Source organism: Phenylobacterium sp. (assembly GCF_046290725.1).
GTDB lineage: Bacteria > Pseudomonadota > Alphaproteobacteria > Caulobacterales > Caulobacteraceae > Phenylobacterium.
The window spans coordinates 111,815-126,121 of the sequence record NZ_JBKBUH010000004.1; the positions used below are offsets into that span (position 1 = coordinate 111,815).

Annotated in this window: 14 protein-coding genes; 6 read left to right on the forward strand and 8 right to left on the reverse strand. The window is 69.3% G+C overall.

Annotation, left to right across the window (positions count from 1 at the left end; genetic code table 11):
- Nucleotides 1-32: 32 nt before the first annotated feature.
- Complete coding sequence (locus tag ACK41C_RS19080) at nt 33-1,217, forward strand: acetyl-CoA C-acyltransferase (RefSeq protein ID WP_409657775.1); 1,185 nt, start codon at nt 33-35, stop codon at nt 1,215-1,217.
- A gap of 2 nt (nt 1,218-1,219) precedes the next feature.
- Here the strand turns inward: ACK41C_RS19080 and ACK41C_RS19085 are convergent, their stop codons facing one another.
- Together ACK41C_RS19085 and ACK41C_RS19090 are read right to left on the reverse strand one after the other, a co-directional pair.
- Nucleotides 1,220-1,720 carry an AAA family ATPase gene (locus ACK41C_RS19085; RefSeq protein WP_409657778.1) on the reverse strand — a complete coding sequence of 167 codons (501 nt, stop codon included), beginning with the start codon at nt 1,718-1,720 and terminating at the stop codon, nt 1,220-1,222.
- An 11-nt stretch (nt 1,721-1,731) separates the two neighbouring features.
- A complete protein-coding gene (locus tag ACK41C_RS19090; protein WP_409657781.1) occupies nt 1,732-2,529 on the reverse strand; it encodes an SDR family NAD(P)-dependent oxidoreductase in 798 nt (265 codons plus the stop codon).
- Nucleotides 2,530-2,644: 115 nt separating this feature from the next.
- Between ACK41C_RS19090 and ACK41C_RS19095 the strand changes: the two genes are divergently transcribed.
- Entirely contained in the window at nt 2,645-3,163 is a 519-nt protein-coding gene (locus ACK41C_RS19095; protein ID WP_409657783.1) for an N-acetyltransferase family protein, read from the forward strand.
- Nucleotides 3,164-3,184: 21 nt separating this feature from the next.
- Here ACK41C_RS19095 and ACK41C_RS19100 read toward each other — a convergent pair whose 3' ends face one another.
- Nucleotides 3,185-3,346 carry a hypothetical protein gene (locus ACK41C_RS19100; RefSeq protein WP_409657786.1) on the reverse strand — a complete coding sequence of 54 codons (162 nt, stop codon included), beginning with the start codon at nt 3,344-3,346 and terminating at the stop codon, nt 3,185-3,187.
- A 220-nt stretch (nt 3,347-3,566) separates the two neighbouring features.
- On the reverse strand, nt 3,567-6,857 hold the full coding sequence (carB, locus tag ACK41C_RS19105) for a carbamoyl-phosphate synthase large subunit (RefSeq protein WP_409657789.1): 3,291 nt from the start codon (nt 6,855-6,857) through the stop codon (nt 3,567-3,569).
- 190 nt (nt 6,858-7,047) lie between these two features.
- Here carB and ACK41C_RS19110 point away from each other — a divergent pair, with 190 nt between their 5' ends.
- Nucleotides 7,048-7,425 carry a TA system antitoxin ParD family protein gene (locus tag ACK41C_RS19110; RefSeq protein WP_409657792.1) on the forward strand — a complete coding sequence of 126 codons (378 nt, stop codon included), beginning with the start codon at nt 7,048-7,050 and terminating at the stop codon, nt 7,423-7,425.
- 3 nt (nt 7,426-7,428) lie between these two features.
- Nucleotides 7,429-8,040, forward strand: coding sequence for a zeta toxin family protein (locus ACK41C_RS19115; protein WP_409657796.1), 612 nt, complete (start codon nt 7,429-7,431; stop codon nt 8,038-8,040).
- A 75-nt stretch (nt 8,041-8,115) separates the two neighbouring features.
- On the opposite strand, the gene ACK41C_RS19120 is transcribed toward ACK41C_RS19115, so the two are convergent.
- Nucleotides 8,116-8,322 carry a cold-shock protein gene (locus ACK41C_RS19120; protein ID WP_409657799.1) on the reverse strand — a complete coding sequence of 69 codons (207 nt, stop codon included), beginning with the start codon at nt 8,320-8,322 and terminating at the stop codon, nt 8,116-8,118.
- A 154-nt stretch (nt 8,323-8,476) separates the two neighbouring features.
- On the opposite strand from ACK41C_RS19120, the gene ACK41C_RS19125 reads away from it, so the two are divergent.
- Both ACK41C_RS19125 and ACK41C_RS19130 read left to right on the forward strand, forming a co-directional pair.
- The gene (locus ACK41C_RS19125) at nt 8,477-8,923 is read left to right on the forward strand and encodes a cupin domain-containing protein (RefSeq protein WP_409657801.1); all 447 of its coding nucleotides are present in this window, start codon (nt 8,477-8,479) and stop codon (nt 8,921-8,923) included.
- Nucleotides 8,924-8,986: 63 nt separating this feature from the next.
- Nucleotides 8,987-9,451 (forward strand): YbjN domain-containing protein, encoded by a 465-nt coding sequence (locus ACK41C_RS19130; protein ID WP_409657804.1) that lies wholly within the window; start codon nt 8,987-8,989, stop codon nt 9,449-9,451.
- A gap of 16 nt (nt 9,452-9,467) precedes the next feature.
- Here the strand turns inward: ACK41C_RS19130 and fixJ are convergent, their stop codons facing one another.
- From fixJ to ACK41C_RS19145, 3 genes are all read right to left on the reverse strand, one after another.
- Nucleotides 9,468-10,031 (reverse strand): response regulator FixJ, encoded by a 564-nt coding sequence (gene fixJ / locus ACK41C_RS19135; RefSeq protein ID WP_409658000.1) that lies wholly within the window; start codon nt 10,029-10,031, stop codon nt 9,468-9,470.
- Nucleotides 10,032-10,065: 34 nt separating this feature from the next.
- Entirely contained in the window at nt 10,066-11,469 is a 1,404-nt protein-coding gene (locus ACK41C_RS19140; protein ID WP_409658003.1) for a sensor histidine kinase, read from the reverse strand.
- A gap of 159 nt (nt 11,470-11,628) precedes the next feature.
- Nucleotides 11,629-14,283, reverse strand: a complete 2,655-nt coding sequence (locus ACK41C_RS19145; RefSeq protein WP_409657807.1) for a GNAT family N-acetyltransferase — start codon at nt 14,281-14,283, stop codon at nt 11,629-11,631.
- Between the last annotated feature and the right edge of the window lie 24 nt (nt 14,284-14,307).

Below are 14,307 nucleotides of genomic sequence, written 5' to 3' on the forward strand. Positions count from 1 at the left end.
GCGGAAAGACACCCGTTCGTGGAGACTGCAGCATGTCCGCCGATCCCGTCGTCATCGCGTCCTACGCCCGCACCCCGATGGGCGGTTTCCAAGGCGTGCTGAGCCCCATGAAGGCCACCGAACTCGGCGCCGCGGCGGTGCGGGCGGCGGTGGAGCGCGCCGGCGTCGCGCCCGACCAGGTGGAGCAGATCGTCATGGGCTGCGTCCTGCCGGCGGGGCTTGGCCAGGCGCCGGCTCGCCAGGCAGCCCTGGGCGGCGGCCTGCCCAAGTCGGTGGAGGCGGTCACCGTCAACAAGATGTGCGGCTCCGGGATGATGGCCGCCATGCTGGCCCATGACGCGCTCGCCGCCGGCAGCGCCGACGTGATCGTGGCGGGCGGCATGGAGAGCATGACCAACGCCCCGTACCTCTTGCAGAAGCACCGCGGCGGCGCCCGCATCGGCCACGACACCGCCTTCGACCACATGTATCTGGACGGTCTGGAGGACGCCTACGAGCCCGGCCGCCTGATGGGCTCCTTCGCCGACGAGACGGCCCGGGCCTACCAGTTCACCCGCGAGGCGATGGACGAGTACGCCATCTCGTCGCTCAACCGCGCCAAGCAGGCCACGGAAAGCGGCGCCTTCTCGCGTGAAATCGTCCCGGTCGAGGTGACCACCCGCAAGGGGACCGAAACCGTCGCCGCCGACGAGCAGCCGGCCAAGGCCGACCCGGCCAAGATCCCGACGCTCAAGCCCGCCTTCGGCAAGGACGGGGCGATCACGGCGGCCAACGCCTCCTCGATTTCCGACGGGGCTGCGGCCCTTGTCATGACGCGGGCCTCGGTGGCTGAGAAACTGGGGCTGAAGGTGGTGGCCCGCGTCGTCTCCCACGCCGCCCACGCCCACGAGCCCGGCCTCTTCACCACCGCGCCCGTCCCGGCCGTCCAGAAGGCGCTGAAGAAGGCCGGCTGGAGCGTCGCCGATGTGGACCTGTTCGAGGTCAACGAGGCCTTCGCCGTGGTCGCCATGATCGCCGAGCGGGAGCTGGGGATCGAGCGCGAGCGGCTGAACGTCAACGGCGGCGCCTGCGCGCTTGGCCACCCGATCGGCGCCTCCGGCGCGCGGATCCTGGCCACCCTGCTGGCCGCCCTGGAGGCCCGCGGCGGCAGGAAGGGCGTCGCCAGCCTCTGCATCGGCGGCGGCGAGGCCACGGCCATGGCCGTGGAGCTGGTCTGAACTCAGGCGCTCTGCGAAATCACGCAGCCTTCCAATTCGGCCGCGTCGGGAGCTTCGAAGACGCCCTCGGCGAAGTCGAACATCTCCGGGCCCGCCGCGGCGACGAAGGCCTCGGTGCGCACCTCGCCGCGGGCCAGCACGCGCTCGCGGCGGACCTCGCGCGGGGCGGTCACGAAATGGAACTGCAGCGGCAGCTCCACGGCCTCGGCGATCTCGGCCACCCGGGCGCGGTCGGCCCGGCGCATGAGGCCGAGGTCCAGGACCACCGAGGTTCCCGTCGCCAGCACCGCCGCGGCGGTGGACCAGATCTGGGCCTCGCAGCGCTCGACCCGCGCCATCATCCAGTCGAGCTCGACAGGCTCGGGCATGTCGGCGGCATAGAGGCGGGCCATCCACTCGTCGATCAGGAAGGCGACCGCCGGCTCGCGGCGGGCGATCTCCCGGGCGTAGGTGGATTTGCCCGCGCCGGGCGGGCCGAAGACGACGTGCAGGACAGCGCTCATGGCCCGGGTTGTTATTTCACCGAGAGCCCGCCGTCGATCACCAACTCCGCCCCCGTGACATAGCGGCTCTCGTCGGAAGCCAGCCAGAGGACGCCGTTGGCGATGTCCTCGGGATAGCCCTTCACGCCCAGAGGCACGCCTTCCAGGCTCATGGCGTCCAGCATCTGCGGGCGGGGAGGGCGTGCATTGTCGCCGGGCTCGCCGGTTCCGACGATGGTGTCCCAGATCGGGGTCTCGATGATGCCGGGATGGACGGAATTGACGCGGATCCCGTCCTTGGCGTTGGCGCATTCCAGGGCGACAGCCTTGGTGAAGAGCCGCACCGCGCCCTTGGTGGCGCAATAGCCCGCCAGGATCGCCGCGCCCTTCAGCCCGGCAACCGAAGACATGTTGATGATCGAGCCGCCTCCGCCCTGGCGCATCAGCGGGATGGCGTGCTTCACGCCCAGGAAGACGCCGTCGACATTGACCGCCACCTGGCGACGGAAGTCGGCGAGCGTCATGTCCAGCACCGAGCCGCCGATGCCGATGCCGGCGTTGTTGACGAGGATGTCGAGGCGGCCGAACTCCGACTTCGCCGCGGCGACCGCCTCGATCCAGGCTTCCTCGGAGGTGACATCGTGGTGGCGGTAGGCGGCCTTGCCGCCGGCGGAGCGAATGGCGGCGGCGACCTCCTCGCCCATCGCGTCCTGCAGGTCGGTGACCAGGACCGCAGCGCCTTCCTTCGCCAGCTTCTCCGCACAACCGCGCCCGATTCCGCTGGCGCCGCCGGTGACCAGCGCCACCTTGCCCTCGACTCGTCCCGCCATTTGATGTCCTCCCCCGCTTGGTGATCGGCGTTTAGTTGAGCCATACGCCTAGCTTAAGCCCACGTTCGAGGCCAGCCTCAGCCGGTTTTGGGGATTCGGAACGGGAGACGCTGACATGGACATTCGCATCCGGCGCTGCGAGGCGGGAGACGAACAGGCCTTGGCGCTGGTCGGCGCGGCGACCTTCCTTGAGACCTATGCCGGCGTGCTGCCTGGGGCGGACATCCTCGCCCATTGCCGGACGGAGCATAGCGAAGGGCTCTATGCGGATTGGCTGACCCGACGCGGCTACTCCCTGTGGCTGGCGGAGGCCGAGGAGGGCGGGGCGCCGGTGGGCTATGCAGCCCTGACTCCGCCGGACCTGCCCGTGCCGACCGGCGAGAAGGATATCGAACTGAAGCGCATCTATCTGCTCAACCGCTTCCACGGCTCGGGCCTAGGGGCGCGGCTGATGACGACGGCCATGGATAAGGCCGCAAAAACCGGCTTCACCCGCATGCTGCTGGGCGTGTTCGGCGGGAACTCCCGCGCAATCGCCTTCTACGCCCGCCAAGGCTATGCCGAGGCGGGCGTCAGAAAGTTCCGTGTCGGCTCCAACGAGTACGACGACCTCGTCTTGGCGCGGCCGCTGTAGCTCGCGGTTCGGTTTAGACGCTTACCAAGTCACCTTGCCGTTGGCGGTCAAGAGGCCGATCAACATGGCTGCGCCGAGCAGAACGATGAGCGCCACCACCAACAGGTCCGTATAGCCCTCGAAGCGCTCGAGGAGGTGTCTGTTCTTGTGGTGGACTTCACCCTCGTGGTGTCCGGTTTGCATGGCTTTCCCTTCGCATACTGTTCTAGAGGACTAGTCCTCCGCCAGACTGCGACAGGCGCCCGTGCGGGCCCTCCGGCTGGTCATCAGGGGCCGCCGGATCGCGCCCGTTTCCGCGCCTGCCGAAGCAAGGCGACTGGAAGAGCGTGCGCCCGAAAAGAACCTTGGTCAATCAAACTCGTAAGCACGCCGCCTCACGACGGCGTGCGGAGCTTCGCCGCCGCTACGCGTAGCTCTGCAGCGGGCGGACGTCCAAGGTGTCCTCCACCGTCGCGGCGATCGCCTGGGCGGCGGCCAAGGCGCCGGCGGCGGTGGTGAAGTAGGGGGTCTTCATCATCAGGGCCGTGCGGCGGATCTCGAAGGAGTCGGAAAGCGACTGCTTGCCTTCGGTGGTGTTGAAGACCAGCTGCACCTCGCCGTTCTTCATGGCGTCGACGATATGGGGACGGCCCTCCAGCACCTTCTTGACGTGCTCCACGGCCAGGCCCTGCTCGCCCAGATAGGCCGCGGTGCCGCCGGTGGCGAGCACCTTGAAGCCCAGGTCCAGGAGGATGCGCACCGGCTCGACGATCCAGGGCTTGTCGGAATCCTTCACCGAGACGAAGACGCAGCCCGTCTTGGGCAGATTCACCCCGCCGCCCAACTGGCTCTTGGCGAAGGCGCGGGCGAAGGCGGGCGCGGCGCTCTCGCCGGGGCGGATCCAGTCCAGGCCCATCACCTCGCCGGTGGAGCGCATCTCCGGCCCCAGCACCGTGTCGACGCCGGCGAAGCGGGCGAACGGGAAGACCGCTTCCTTCACTGCGACGTGGTCATAAGGGGTTTCGACCAGGCCGAAGCTGGCGAGCTTCTCGCCCGCCATCACCTTGGCGGCGATGGCCGCCAGGGGCTTGCCGATGGTCTTGGCGACGAAGGGCACGGTGCGGCTGGCGCGCGGATTGACCTCCAGCACGTAGATCCGCGGATTGTCCGACTGCGGCTCCTCGATGGCGAACTGCACGTTCATCAGGCCGCGCACTTCCAGCGCCTTGGCCATGGCCTCGGTCTGGCGCTTCAGTTCCTCGATCGTCTCCGGCTTCAGCGAGAAGGGCGGCAGGGAACAGGCGGAGTCGCCGGAATGCACCCCGGCCTCCTCGATATGCTCCATGACCCCAGCCACGAAGACCTCGCCGTCGGCGTCGCAGAGGGCGTCGACGTCCACCTCGGTGGCGCGGCTGAGATACTGGTCGATCAGCACCGGGCTGTCGCCGGACACCTGCACGGCGGTGCGGATGTAGCGGTCGAGCTGCTCGTCGTCGCGGACGATCTCCATGGCGCGCCCGCCCAGCACATAGGAGGGGCGGATCACCACCGGATAGCCGACCTTGTGCACCGCCTCGAAGGCTTCCTCGGCGGATCGGGCGATGGCGTTGACCGGCTGGGCGATCTTCAGCTTCTGCAGGAGCTGCTGGAAGCGCTCGCGGTCCTCGGCCAGGTCGATGGCGTCTGGAGTGGTCCCGAGGATCGGAACGCCGGCGGCCTCCAGGGCCTCGGCTAATTTCAGCGGGGTCTGGCCGCCGAACTGGACGATCACGCCCAGCAGCTCGCCACGGGTCTGCTCGACCTTGATCAGCTCCAGCACGTCCTCGGCGGTCAGCGGCTCGAAATAGAGGCGATCGGAGGTGTCATAGTCGGTGGAGACGGTCTCTGGGTTGCAGTTGACCATGATCGACTCAACGCCGATCTCGTCGAGGGCGAACGCCGCATGGCAGCAACAGTAGTCGAACTCGATCCCCTGGCCGATGCGGTTCGGCCCGCCGCCGAGGATGATCGCCTTCCTGCGGTCGGACGGGTCGCTCTCGCAATCGGGCCGCTGGCCGAGCGCGCCGGTCTCGTAGGTGGAATACATGTAGGGCGTCTCCGCCCGGAATTCGCCGGCGCAGGTGTCGATGCGCTTGAAGACCGGACGCACGCCGTGAGCCCGGCGCTGCTCGCGCACCTCGGCCTCGGTGGTGTGGGTCAGCTTGGCCAGGCGGGCGTCGGAGAAGCCCTGGGCCTTCAGCGCCCGGAACTCGTGCGCCGTGGCCGGCAGGCCGTTCTTGCGGACCTTCTCCTCGGTCCGGACCAGCGCCTCGATCTGGCGCAGGAACCAGGGCTCATAGGCGCAGGCTGCGGCGACCTCTTCGACGGAAAGTCCGTGGCGGAAGGCCTGGGCGATGACCAGCAGGCGATCGGGTGTGGGCGTGCCCAGCGCGCGGACGATGGCGGCGTGGCCGGTCTCGGGATCCTCGGCGCCCTCGATGGCGATCTCGTCGAGGCCGGCAAGGCCCGTCTCGAGCCCCCGTAAGGCCTTCTGCAGGCTTTCGGCGAAGGTGCGGCCGATGGCCATCACCTCGCCCACCGACTTCATGGAGGTGGTGAGGTAGGGCTCCGAGCCCGGATACTTCTCGAAGGCGAAGCGCGGAATCTTGGTGACGACGTAATCGATGGACGGCTCGAACGAGGCGGGCGTCGCGCCGGTGATGTCGTTCATAAGCTCGTCGAGCGTGTAGCCCACGGCCAGGCGCGCGGCGACCTTGGCGATCGGGAAGCCGGTGGCCTTGGAGGCCAGGGCGGAGGAGCGCGACACCCGCGGGTTCATCTCGATGACGACCATGCGGCCGTCCTTGGGATTGACCGCGAACTGCACGTTGGAGCCGCCGGTCTCCACCCCGATCTCGCGCAGCACGGCGATCGAGGCCGCGCGCATGCGCTGGTATTCCTTGTCCGTCAGCGTCAGGGCCGGGGCGACGGTGACGGAGTCGCCGGTGTGCACCCCCATCGGGTCGATGTTCTCGATGGAGCAGACGATGATGCAGTTGTCCGCCTTGTCGCGGACCACCTCCATCTCGAACTCCTTCCAGCCGAGCACGCTTTCCTCGATCAGCACCTCGGTCGTGGGCGAGAGGTCGAGGCCGCGCTCGACGATCTCCTTGAACTCCTCGACGTTGTAGGCGATGCCGCCGCCGGTGCCGGCGAGCGTGAAGGACGGCCGGATGATCGCCGGCAGGCCGACGAACTCCAGGCCTTCCATCGCCTCCTCGAGGGTGTGGGCGGCCTTTGACCGCGGGCTCTCCAGGCCCAGCTTGTCCATGGCGTCGCGGAATTTCTGGCGGTCCTCGGCCTTGTCGATGACCTCGGCCTTGGCGCCGATCATCTCGACTCCGTACTTGGCCAGCACGCCCGCGCTTTCGAGGGCCAAGGCCGTGTTCAGGGCCGTCTGGCCGCCCATGGTCGGCAGGAGGGCGTCCGGGCGCTCCTTGGCGATGATCTTCTCGACCATCTCCGGCGTGATCGGCTCCACATAGGTGGCGTCGGCCACGTCCGGATCGGTCATGATCGTGGCCGGGTTCGAATTGACCAGCACGATGCGGTAGCCCTCGGCGCGCAACGCCTTGCAGGCCTGGACCCCGGAATAGTCGAACTCGCACGCCTGGCCGATGACGATCGGGCCGGCGCCGATGATCAGGATCGAGGAGATGTCGGTGCGTTTGGGCATCTTATCCGTTCGCGCGCGAAGGCCGCCGCGCGAACTCGCGCGCCGCCGCCGGTCATATTGCAGGTTAAGGCGCCCGTTTAGAGAGGGAGTCGTGCGGGCGCAAGCGGCGATGGCGACGAGTCGCGACGCGTGGCCGAGCTTGCATCGGGCGCCCGAAGGTGGCATTTTGACACCTCCGATGGAGTCTTTCATGACCGCCAGCAATTTCGCCTCCGTGAAACTGAACCGCGCCCTGGTCAGCGAAGCCCGGCGCGAGGCGGAACTCCTGCAGCGCTCCGTCGGCGGACAGATCGAGCATTGGGCCCGTTTGGGCCGGGCCATCGAGAACGCCCAGGGCTTTTCCATCGAACGGGTGCGCGAGGCGCTGCGAGGCGAGCTGAAGCTGGAATCGCTGTCCCTGCTCGAACAGGACGCGGTGCTCGACGAGCTGGGAGAAATGTTCGACCGGCCTGCGGCGGAGGTGCGCGAGGGCTACGCCAAGTTGGGCGGTAAGGCCGGCGCTGTGGGCGACGACGCGCAGGGGCGGCTCGTGGAGCGAAAGGCCGGAGGCCTTGAGCCGATCGGCTGATCGGTGGCGGCCCCCACCGCACCGCCTGTCCTGCACGTGATCGCGGGACCCAACGGGGCGGGAAAGACCTCCTTCTATGAGTTGCAACTTCGAAGGCTGACGGATGCGGAGTTCGTCAACGCCGATCAACTCGCCCTGGCGCGCTTCGGCCACCCGGCGACGACGGCGGCGGAGTCGGAATACGGGCGGAGGGCGGCGGAGGCCCGGCGCGAGGCGCTGATGGAGTCCCGGACCGGTTTCGTCATGGAATCCACCTTCTCCCATCCGTCGAAAGTGGATTTTGTGCGCGACGCCCTGGCCGCCGGATACCGCGTGATCCTCTATCACGTGAACGTCCGCGATCCCGAGCATGCGGTCCGGCGGGTCCACGCTCGGCGGTCGGAGGGAGGTCATGGTGTTCCGGAGGACCGGATCCGTGCGCGGTACATGCGCAATCAGCCGCTGATCCGCGAGGCGGCGCTGGCGGCGGACCGCGCCTTCGTGTTCGACAACAGCCGCCTGGGTCAGCCGCCGCGGCGGCTGATCACCTTCGCAGGCGGGCGGGCGGTGGAGGTCGCGAACGATCTGCCGGCCTGGGCCTTGGCCCTCTACGGCGGAGATGTGGGCCGCGTCTGAGGAGGGAGCGGACCGCCGTAACGAAAAAGGGCCGGCGTCTCCGCCGGCCCTTCCGAAACGAACCGAGGTTCGTTCCTAGACTTGCAGGTTGCCCGCAGCCATCTTGCCGCTGCGGCGGTCCTGTTCGAGGTCGTAGGTGACCTTCTGGCCTTCGTTGAGCGTGCGCAGGCCGGCGCGTTCCACGGCCGAGATGTGCACGAACACGTCCGGGCCGCCTTCGTCAGGTTGAATGAAGCCAAAACCCTTGGTGCCGTTGAACCATTTCACGGTGCCGGTAGACATAGATCTGTTCGTCCTTGGATAGATATTCCCCGCAACCCGGCTTTCGAGCGACGGATCAAAGTTCGCGACGGCCGGGGAACAGGTTCGGAGCGTCGGAGCGACGCATCGAAGTCAGGCCGAACCAGACGAGTTTGATGGAGGAACGGTAGCCCGGATGCCACGCGACCGCAAGACGAACGCGTTTCCCCTGGCGTGGCTGTCCGCCGCGCTGACCTTGGCCGCGGCGCCGGCCGCCGCCCAAGCCGTGCCGCCGCCGCGCGCGATCGGGATGTTCCACGAGACCCAGGGCGGCCAGCCGATCCTGGCTCCTCAAGAGCCGTTGCAGGTCGCGGCGACCGAGACCGCCATCCCGCCCGGCGGCAAAGTGGTCCGCCACCGGCACCCGCACCAGCGGCTCGTCTATGTGCTGGAAGGCCGCATCCGGCTGGACAATCTCGAGACCGGCACGAGCCAGGAATTTTCCGCCGGCGACCTGATCGTCGAACCCCGCGGCCAATGGCACGAGGGCCAGGTGCTGAGCGAAGGGCCGGTCCGGCTGCTGGCCATCGACCTGACCCCGCAGGGGGAGGGGAACGTGGAGCGCGGCAGATCCTCGCCCTGAGGCTGCACCTTGCCCGCGCGCGGCGATCGAGCTAAGTTCCGGCTTTGTTCGCTGGGGGCGCTCATGTTCAGGACGATCCTCGCGGTGGCCGCGGCCTTGTGCGTGGCGGGCGCGGCGCAGGCTAAGGACCTTCACAAGGACGGCATGACCGTGGCGGAAGTCCAACGGTGGCTGCAGGACGCCGGCCTGCGCGCAGAGGTCATGAAGGACGATGACGGGTCGGAGTTCCTGCTCTCGTCGGCCGAAGGGCTGAACTTCGTGGTCTTCCTTCTGGACTGCAAAGGCCCGCGCTGCGCGTCCCTGCAATTCGCCCTGTTCGGCGCCGAGGAGCAGACGGTGGCTTTCGAGGCGGTCAACGCGTGGAACCTGCAGCACCGGTTCACCACCGCCATGCGCAGCGACGAAGGGCATCTGTTCTTCCGTCAGGACGTCGCCTCAGCCCCCGGCGTGACCGATACTGGCCTGGACGATCAGCTGGCCATCTGGCTGACCAGTCTGCCGGACATGCGGGAGATGCTGACGAAGTAGGGCGGTCTCTTTCGCCTCAGAACCCCGCCAGCAGCGCCATGCGCACCAGTTCCGACAGGCTGGCCGCGCCGGTCTTGGTCATGACGTTGGCGCGGTAGACCTCCACCGTGCGGGCGCTGATCCCGAGCTCGTAGGCGATGACCTTGTTCTGCTTGCCGGCGATGACGCCGCGCAGGACGTCGGTCTCGCGCGGGGACAGGGCGGCCAGCATGGCCTCGAACTTCCGGCGTTCCTCCTGCGCGTGGCTGGTTTGCGCGCCTTCGGTCAGGGCCGAGCGGATCGCCCCCAGCATGGCGTCGTCGTCGAACGGCTTCTCCAGGAAATCGACCACCCCGGCCTTCATCGCCTCCACCGCCAGCGGTACGTCGCCATGGCCGGTGATCACGATGATCGGATGCGGGACGTTCAGCTCTTTCAGGCGGCGGGAGAGTTCGAGGCCGCTCATGTCGGGCATCCGCACATCGGTGACGATGCAGCCAGGCTCGATCTCGGGCAGGGCGTCCAGGAACGCGTGCGCCGACTCGTATGTCTTGGGCGTCAGGCCCGAAGTGGTCAGCAGGAAGGCCAGCGAATCCCGCATGGCCTCGTCGTCGTCGATGACGTGCACGACCGGCTCAGTCGTCTCCGGCAAGGTCGCCCTCCTTTACGCCGCGCAGCGTGAACCGGAAGACCGATCCGCCGCCGGGATGGGATTCGAACCAGATTCGCCCACCATGCGCTTCCACGATCGTACGCGAAATCGACAGACCCACCCCCATGCCCTGGGCCTTGGTGGTGATGAAGGGCTGGAAGAGCTGGCTGGCCACCTCCGGCCCGATGCCCGAGCCCGTGTCGGCCACGGCGATCTCCACCATGTCGCCGGAGGCGGGTCGCGCCGAGACGGTGAGGTCGCGTACGGCGGCGTTCTCCATGGCGTCGATGCCGTTGCGCATGAGGTTCAGCACCACCTGCTGGATCTGCACCTTGTCGGCCAGCACGAGATCGACCTCGGGATCGAGGTCGAAACGCAGGCGCACCCCACGTTCCTTGGCGCCGATCATGGCGAGCGCCCCGGCTTCCTCCAACAGTTTCGGCAGGCTTTCGATGCGCCGCTCGGCTTCGCCCTTGGAGACGAAGTCGCGCAGACGGCGGATGATCTGGCCCGCCCGTAGGGCCTGGTCGCCGGCGTTGGCGAGCGCCGTGCGGATCGTCTCCCGGTCGGGCTCGGGGGTCTCGAGCAGCCGCACCGTGCCCTTCACATAGTTGGCGATGGCCGACAGCGGCTGGTTGAGCTCGTGCGCCAGGGCCGAGGCCATCTCGCCCATGGCCGTCAGGCGCGAGACGTGGACCAGTTCCGACTGCATGTCCTGCAGGCGCCGCTCGGTGGCCTGGCGCTCGGTCAGGTCACGGATGAAGCCGGTGAAGAACCGCCGGTCGGTCTTCATCTCGCCCACGGCCAGCTCCATGGGGAAGGTCGAGCCGTCGCGCCGCTCGCCCACCACCACCCGGCCAATGCCGATGATCCGGCGCTCGCCCGTGCGCAGGTAGCGTTCCAGATAGCTGTCGTGCGCCTCGCGGTAAGGGGAGGGCATCAGCATGGAGACGTTGCGGCCAATGGCCTCCTCCGCCGACCAGCCGAACAGGCGCTCGGCCGCGGCGCTGAAAGATTGCATGACGCCGCGCTCGTCGATCACCACCATGGCGTCGGGCACCGTCGCCAGGATCGAACGCAGGTGCGCCTCGCGCTCAGCCAGGTGGTTCAGGGCCTCCTGGTTCTCCAGACCGCCCCGGCGCATCCGCCACCCGCCCACCGCCAGGGCGACCCCGATCGCCGCGAACAGCAGAGCGGCCGTCAGATTGGCCGGGTCTCCCACGATGTCGTTCCAGTGCAGCCCTAGGGCGACCACCAGGCCCAGCGCCGTGGCCGCCAGGGCTGGGCCGGCCCCGCCCACCGCCGCCGCCGCGATCACGCCCGGCACCAGCACCAGGAACACCACCCGGCCGCCGAAGATCGGCCCCAGCATCTGGTGCAGCAGCATGAGGGCCCCGATCAGGAGCGCCGCCGCCAGGTAGGCATAGGCCGGCCTTATCGGCGCCTGGCGCGGAAGGCGGGTGGATTGATCCTCGTCGATGGCGCGGCTCGGCATGGCGTCTGGCGGGTTAGAGGTGAAGCCGGATCGGGGCAAGGGGCGGGCGCCTCATGTCGGCGGCGGAGCGGAGAAGGTCTTCACCACCCGCACGCGTTCGAATTCCTCGGCCGGCCGGCGTTCGAAGCCGAAACTCCGGGCCATCTCCAGCATCCGCTTGTTCTCGCGGGCGACATCGCCCCAGACCGAGCCCAGGCCCCGCGCCTCGGCGTGATCCAGGATCGCGCCCAGCAGGACGCGGCCCAGGCCCCGCTCCTGATGGTCGCTGCGCACCATCAGGGCGAACTCCCCGGATTCGCCCTCAGGGTCGCAGGCCAGCCGCGAAACCCCCACCACCGCCCCGCCGGGATCCTCCGCCACCAGCGCCATTTCCCGGTCGTAGTCGATCTGCGACAGCCGTTCGGCCCAGCCGGGCGGCAGGGTGCGGAAACCGGAGCGGAACCTCAGGCGCACGTCTTCAGGCGCGCTCTTCTCCACCATCTCGGCCAGCAGCGGCCCGTCCTGGGGGCGGACGGGGCGGAGGGTCAGGGGCTCGCCGCCCACCTCCAGCACCCGCGAGAGGCCCTCGGGATAGGGAATGATCGCCGTCCGCGCCGGCGGTTCGCCCTCGGGCCGCAGGGAGATCCGGGCGTCCAGAGCCAGCACCCCGTCGACGTCGGCCAGCAGCGGGTTGATGTCCAGCTCGGCGATCTCCGGCGTATCCACCGCCAGGCGCGCGAGCGCGATCAGCACGGCCGCCACGGCGTCGAGATTCGCCGGCGCGCGGTCGCGATAGCCCGCCAGCAGGCGCGAGACCCGCGTGCGCCCGACCATGTCCTTGGCCAGCACTTCGTCGAGCGGCGGCAGACCGACCACGCGGTCCGGCGTCACCTCCACCCCGATCCCGCCGGCGCCGAACGCCACCAGAGGGCCGAAAGTAGGGTCCTGGGCCACACCGGCCAGCAGTTCCTGAGCGTGCGGCCGGCGGATCATCGGTTGCACCACGAAGCCCTGGATGCGCGCCTCCGGCCGGGCGGCCCGCACCCGGTCCAACATGGCCTGGGCCTCAGCGGCGACGGACTCGGGATCTGTCAGGCCCAGGGCCACGCCGCCGACGTCGGACTTGTGGCTGATGTCCTGGGACAGGATCTTCAGGGCGACGGCCCGGCCAAAGCGCCGCGCCGCCTCAGCGGCGGCTTCCGGCGTCTCGACCTCCAGGCTCTCCACCGTGGGCACGCCATAGGCGCGCAAGAGGGCGCGGGCCTCCGGATCGGTCAGCACCCGGCGGCCCGAGGCCTGGGCCTGGGCCACCACGGCCCGCGCGGCGGCGCGGTCGGGGGCGTCGGGTTCGGCCGCGGGCGTCCGCATCAGGGCGGCCTGGTTCCGGCGGTGATCGACGAGGTGCATGAAGGCGCGCACCGCCTCGTCGGGCGTTTCGTAGGCCGGCGCTCCGGCAGCGGCCAGCCGGCGGCGGCCCTCGGCCACGGCGCTCTGTCCGAGCCACGCGGCGAGGACGGGGCGGTGATAGCGGTGGGCCTTCAGGGTCTCCACCACCGCGTCGGCGGCCTCGGTGCTGTCGACCACGGCGGTGGGGCAGTTCATCACCAGTATGGCGTCGGCCGCCGCATCGCCCAGCAGGACTTCCAGCGAACGGGCGTAGAGGTGGGCGCGCGCGTCGCCCAGGATGTCCACCGGATTGCCCCGCGACCAGTTGGCCGGCGACATGGCGTCCAGCGCCTCCAGGGTCGCCGGCGAGAGCTCCGCCAGCCGACCGCCGCGCGCCTCCAGCGCGTCGGCGGCCATTACGCCGGCCCCGCCGCCGTTGGTCAGCACCGCCAACCGGTCGCCGCCGACCCGCAGACCCGCGGCCAGGGCCGAGGCGGCGTCGAACAGCTCGCGCAGCTCGCCCACCCGCAGCATGCCCGCCCGCCGGAAGGCCGCGTCATAGGCTAGGTCGGAACCCGCCAGGGCTCCCGTGTGGGAAAAGGCCGCCTTCGCTCCGGAGGCGCCGCGCCCGGCCTTCACCACCACGACCGGTTTGGTGCGGGCGGCGATCCGGCCGGCGGTCAGGAACTTCCGCGCGTCGGTCAGGCTCTCCACATAGAGCAGGATCCCGTGGGTCTGGGCGTCGAGCGCCAGGTAGTCCAGGAGGTCGCCGAAATCGACGTCGGCGGCGTCGCCGATCGAGAGGATGTGCGAAAAGCCGATGCCGCGCGCCTGGGCCCAGTCGATGGCTGCGGCGGCCACCGCGCCCGATTGCGAAACCAGGGCCAGGCCGCCGGGGGCCGGCGTCAGGTGGGCGAAACTGGCGTTTATCCCCTGGGGCGGCGAGATGAATCCCAGGCAGTTGGGGCCCATCACGCGCAGCAGGTGCGGCCGGGCCGCGTCCAGCATCGCCTGGCGCAGCGGCCCGTTCACGCCGGCGGTGATCACCACCGCGGCCCGGCACCCCTTGGCCCCCAGCTCGGCGATCAGGCCCGGAACCGTCGGCGCCGGCGTGGCGATCACCGCCAGGTCCGGAACCAGCGGCAGGTCGCCGACCGAGGCGTAGGCGATGGCCGAGCGGATCGCCTTGGCCCGCAAGGTCACCGGCAGGACCGGTCCGGCAAAGCCGCTTTCCAGCAGGTTGCGCGACAGCACCTGGCCCACCGAGCCCGGCGCATTGCTCGCCCCAACGAGGGCGATGGCCTGCGGGTGGAACAGCGCGTCGAGATTGCGCGTGGTCATGCTTGCTCCTGCGGCTTCGCGCCG

Coding starts and splice junctions, on each gene's coding strand:
- ACK41C_RS19085 (WP_409657778.1), bottom strand. CDS start 1,720: ATGAGCGCTGTCCTGCACGTCGTCTTCGGCCCGCCCGGCGCGGGCAAA.
- fixJ (WP_409658000.1), bottom strand. CDS start 10,031: ATGCGGGATTCGCTGGCCTTCCTGCTGACCACTTCGGGCCTGACGCCC.
- ACK41C_RS19090 (WP_409657781.1), bottom strand. CDS start 2,529: ATGGCGGGACGAGTCGAGGGCAAGGTGGCGCTGGTCACCGGCGGCGCC.
- ACK41C_RS19130 (WP_409657804.1), top strand. CDS start 8,987: ATGTTCAGGACGATCCTCGCGGTGGCCGCGGCCTTGTGCGTGGCGGGC.
- ACK41C_RS19120 (WP_409657799.1), bottom strand. CDS start 8,322: ATGTCTACCGGCACCGTGAAATGGTTCAACGGCACCAAGGGTTTTGGC.
- ACK41C_RS19100 (WP_409657786.1), bottom strand. CDS start 3,346: ATGCAAACCGGACACCACGAGGGTGAAGTCCACCACAAGAACAGACAC.
- ACK41C_RS19125 (WP_409657801.1), top strand. CDS start 8,477: ATGCCACGCGACCGCAAGACGAACGCGTTTCCCCTGGCGTGGCTGTCC.
- ACK41C_RS19095 (WP_409657783.1), top strand. CDS start 2,645: ATGGACATTCGCATCCGGCGCTGCGAGGCGGGAGACGAACAGGCCTTG.
- carB (WP_409657789.1), bottom strand. CDS start 6,857: ATGCCCAAACGCACCGACATCTCCTCGATCCTGATCATCGGCGCCGGC.
- ACK41C_RS19140 (WP_409658003.1), bottom strand. CDS start 11,469: ATGCTGCTGCACCAGATGCTGGGGCCGATCTTCGGCGGCCGGGTGGTG.
- ACK41C_RS19110 (WP_409657792.1), top strand. CDS start 7,048: ATGACCGCCAGCAATTTCGCCTCCGTGAAACTGAACCGCGCCCTGGTC.
- ACK41C_RS19080 (WP_409657775.1), top strand. CDS start 33: ATGTCCGCCGATCCCGTCGTCATCGCGTCCTACGCCCGCACCCCGATG.
- ACK41C_RS19145 (WP_409657807.1), bottom strand. CDS start 14,283: ATGACCACGCGCAATCTCGACGCGCTGTTCCACCCGCAGGCCATCGCC.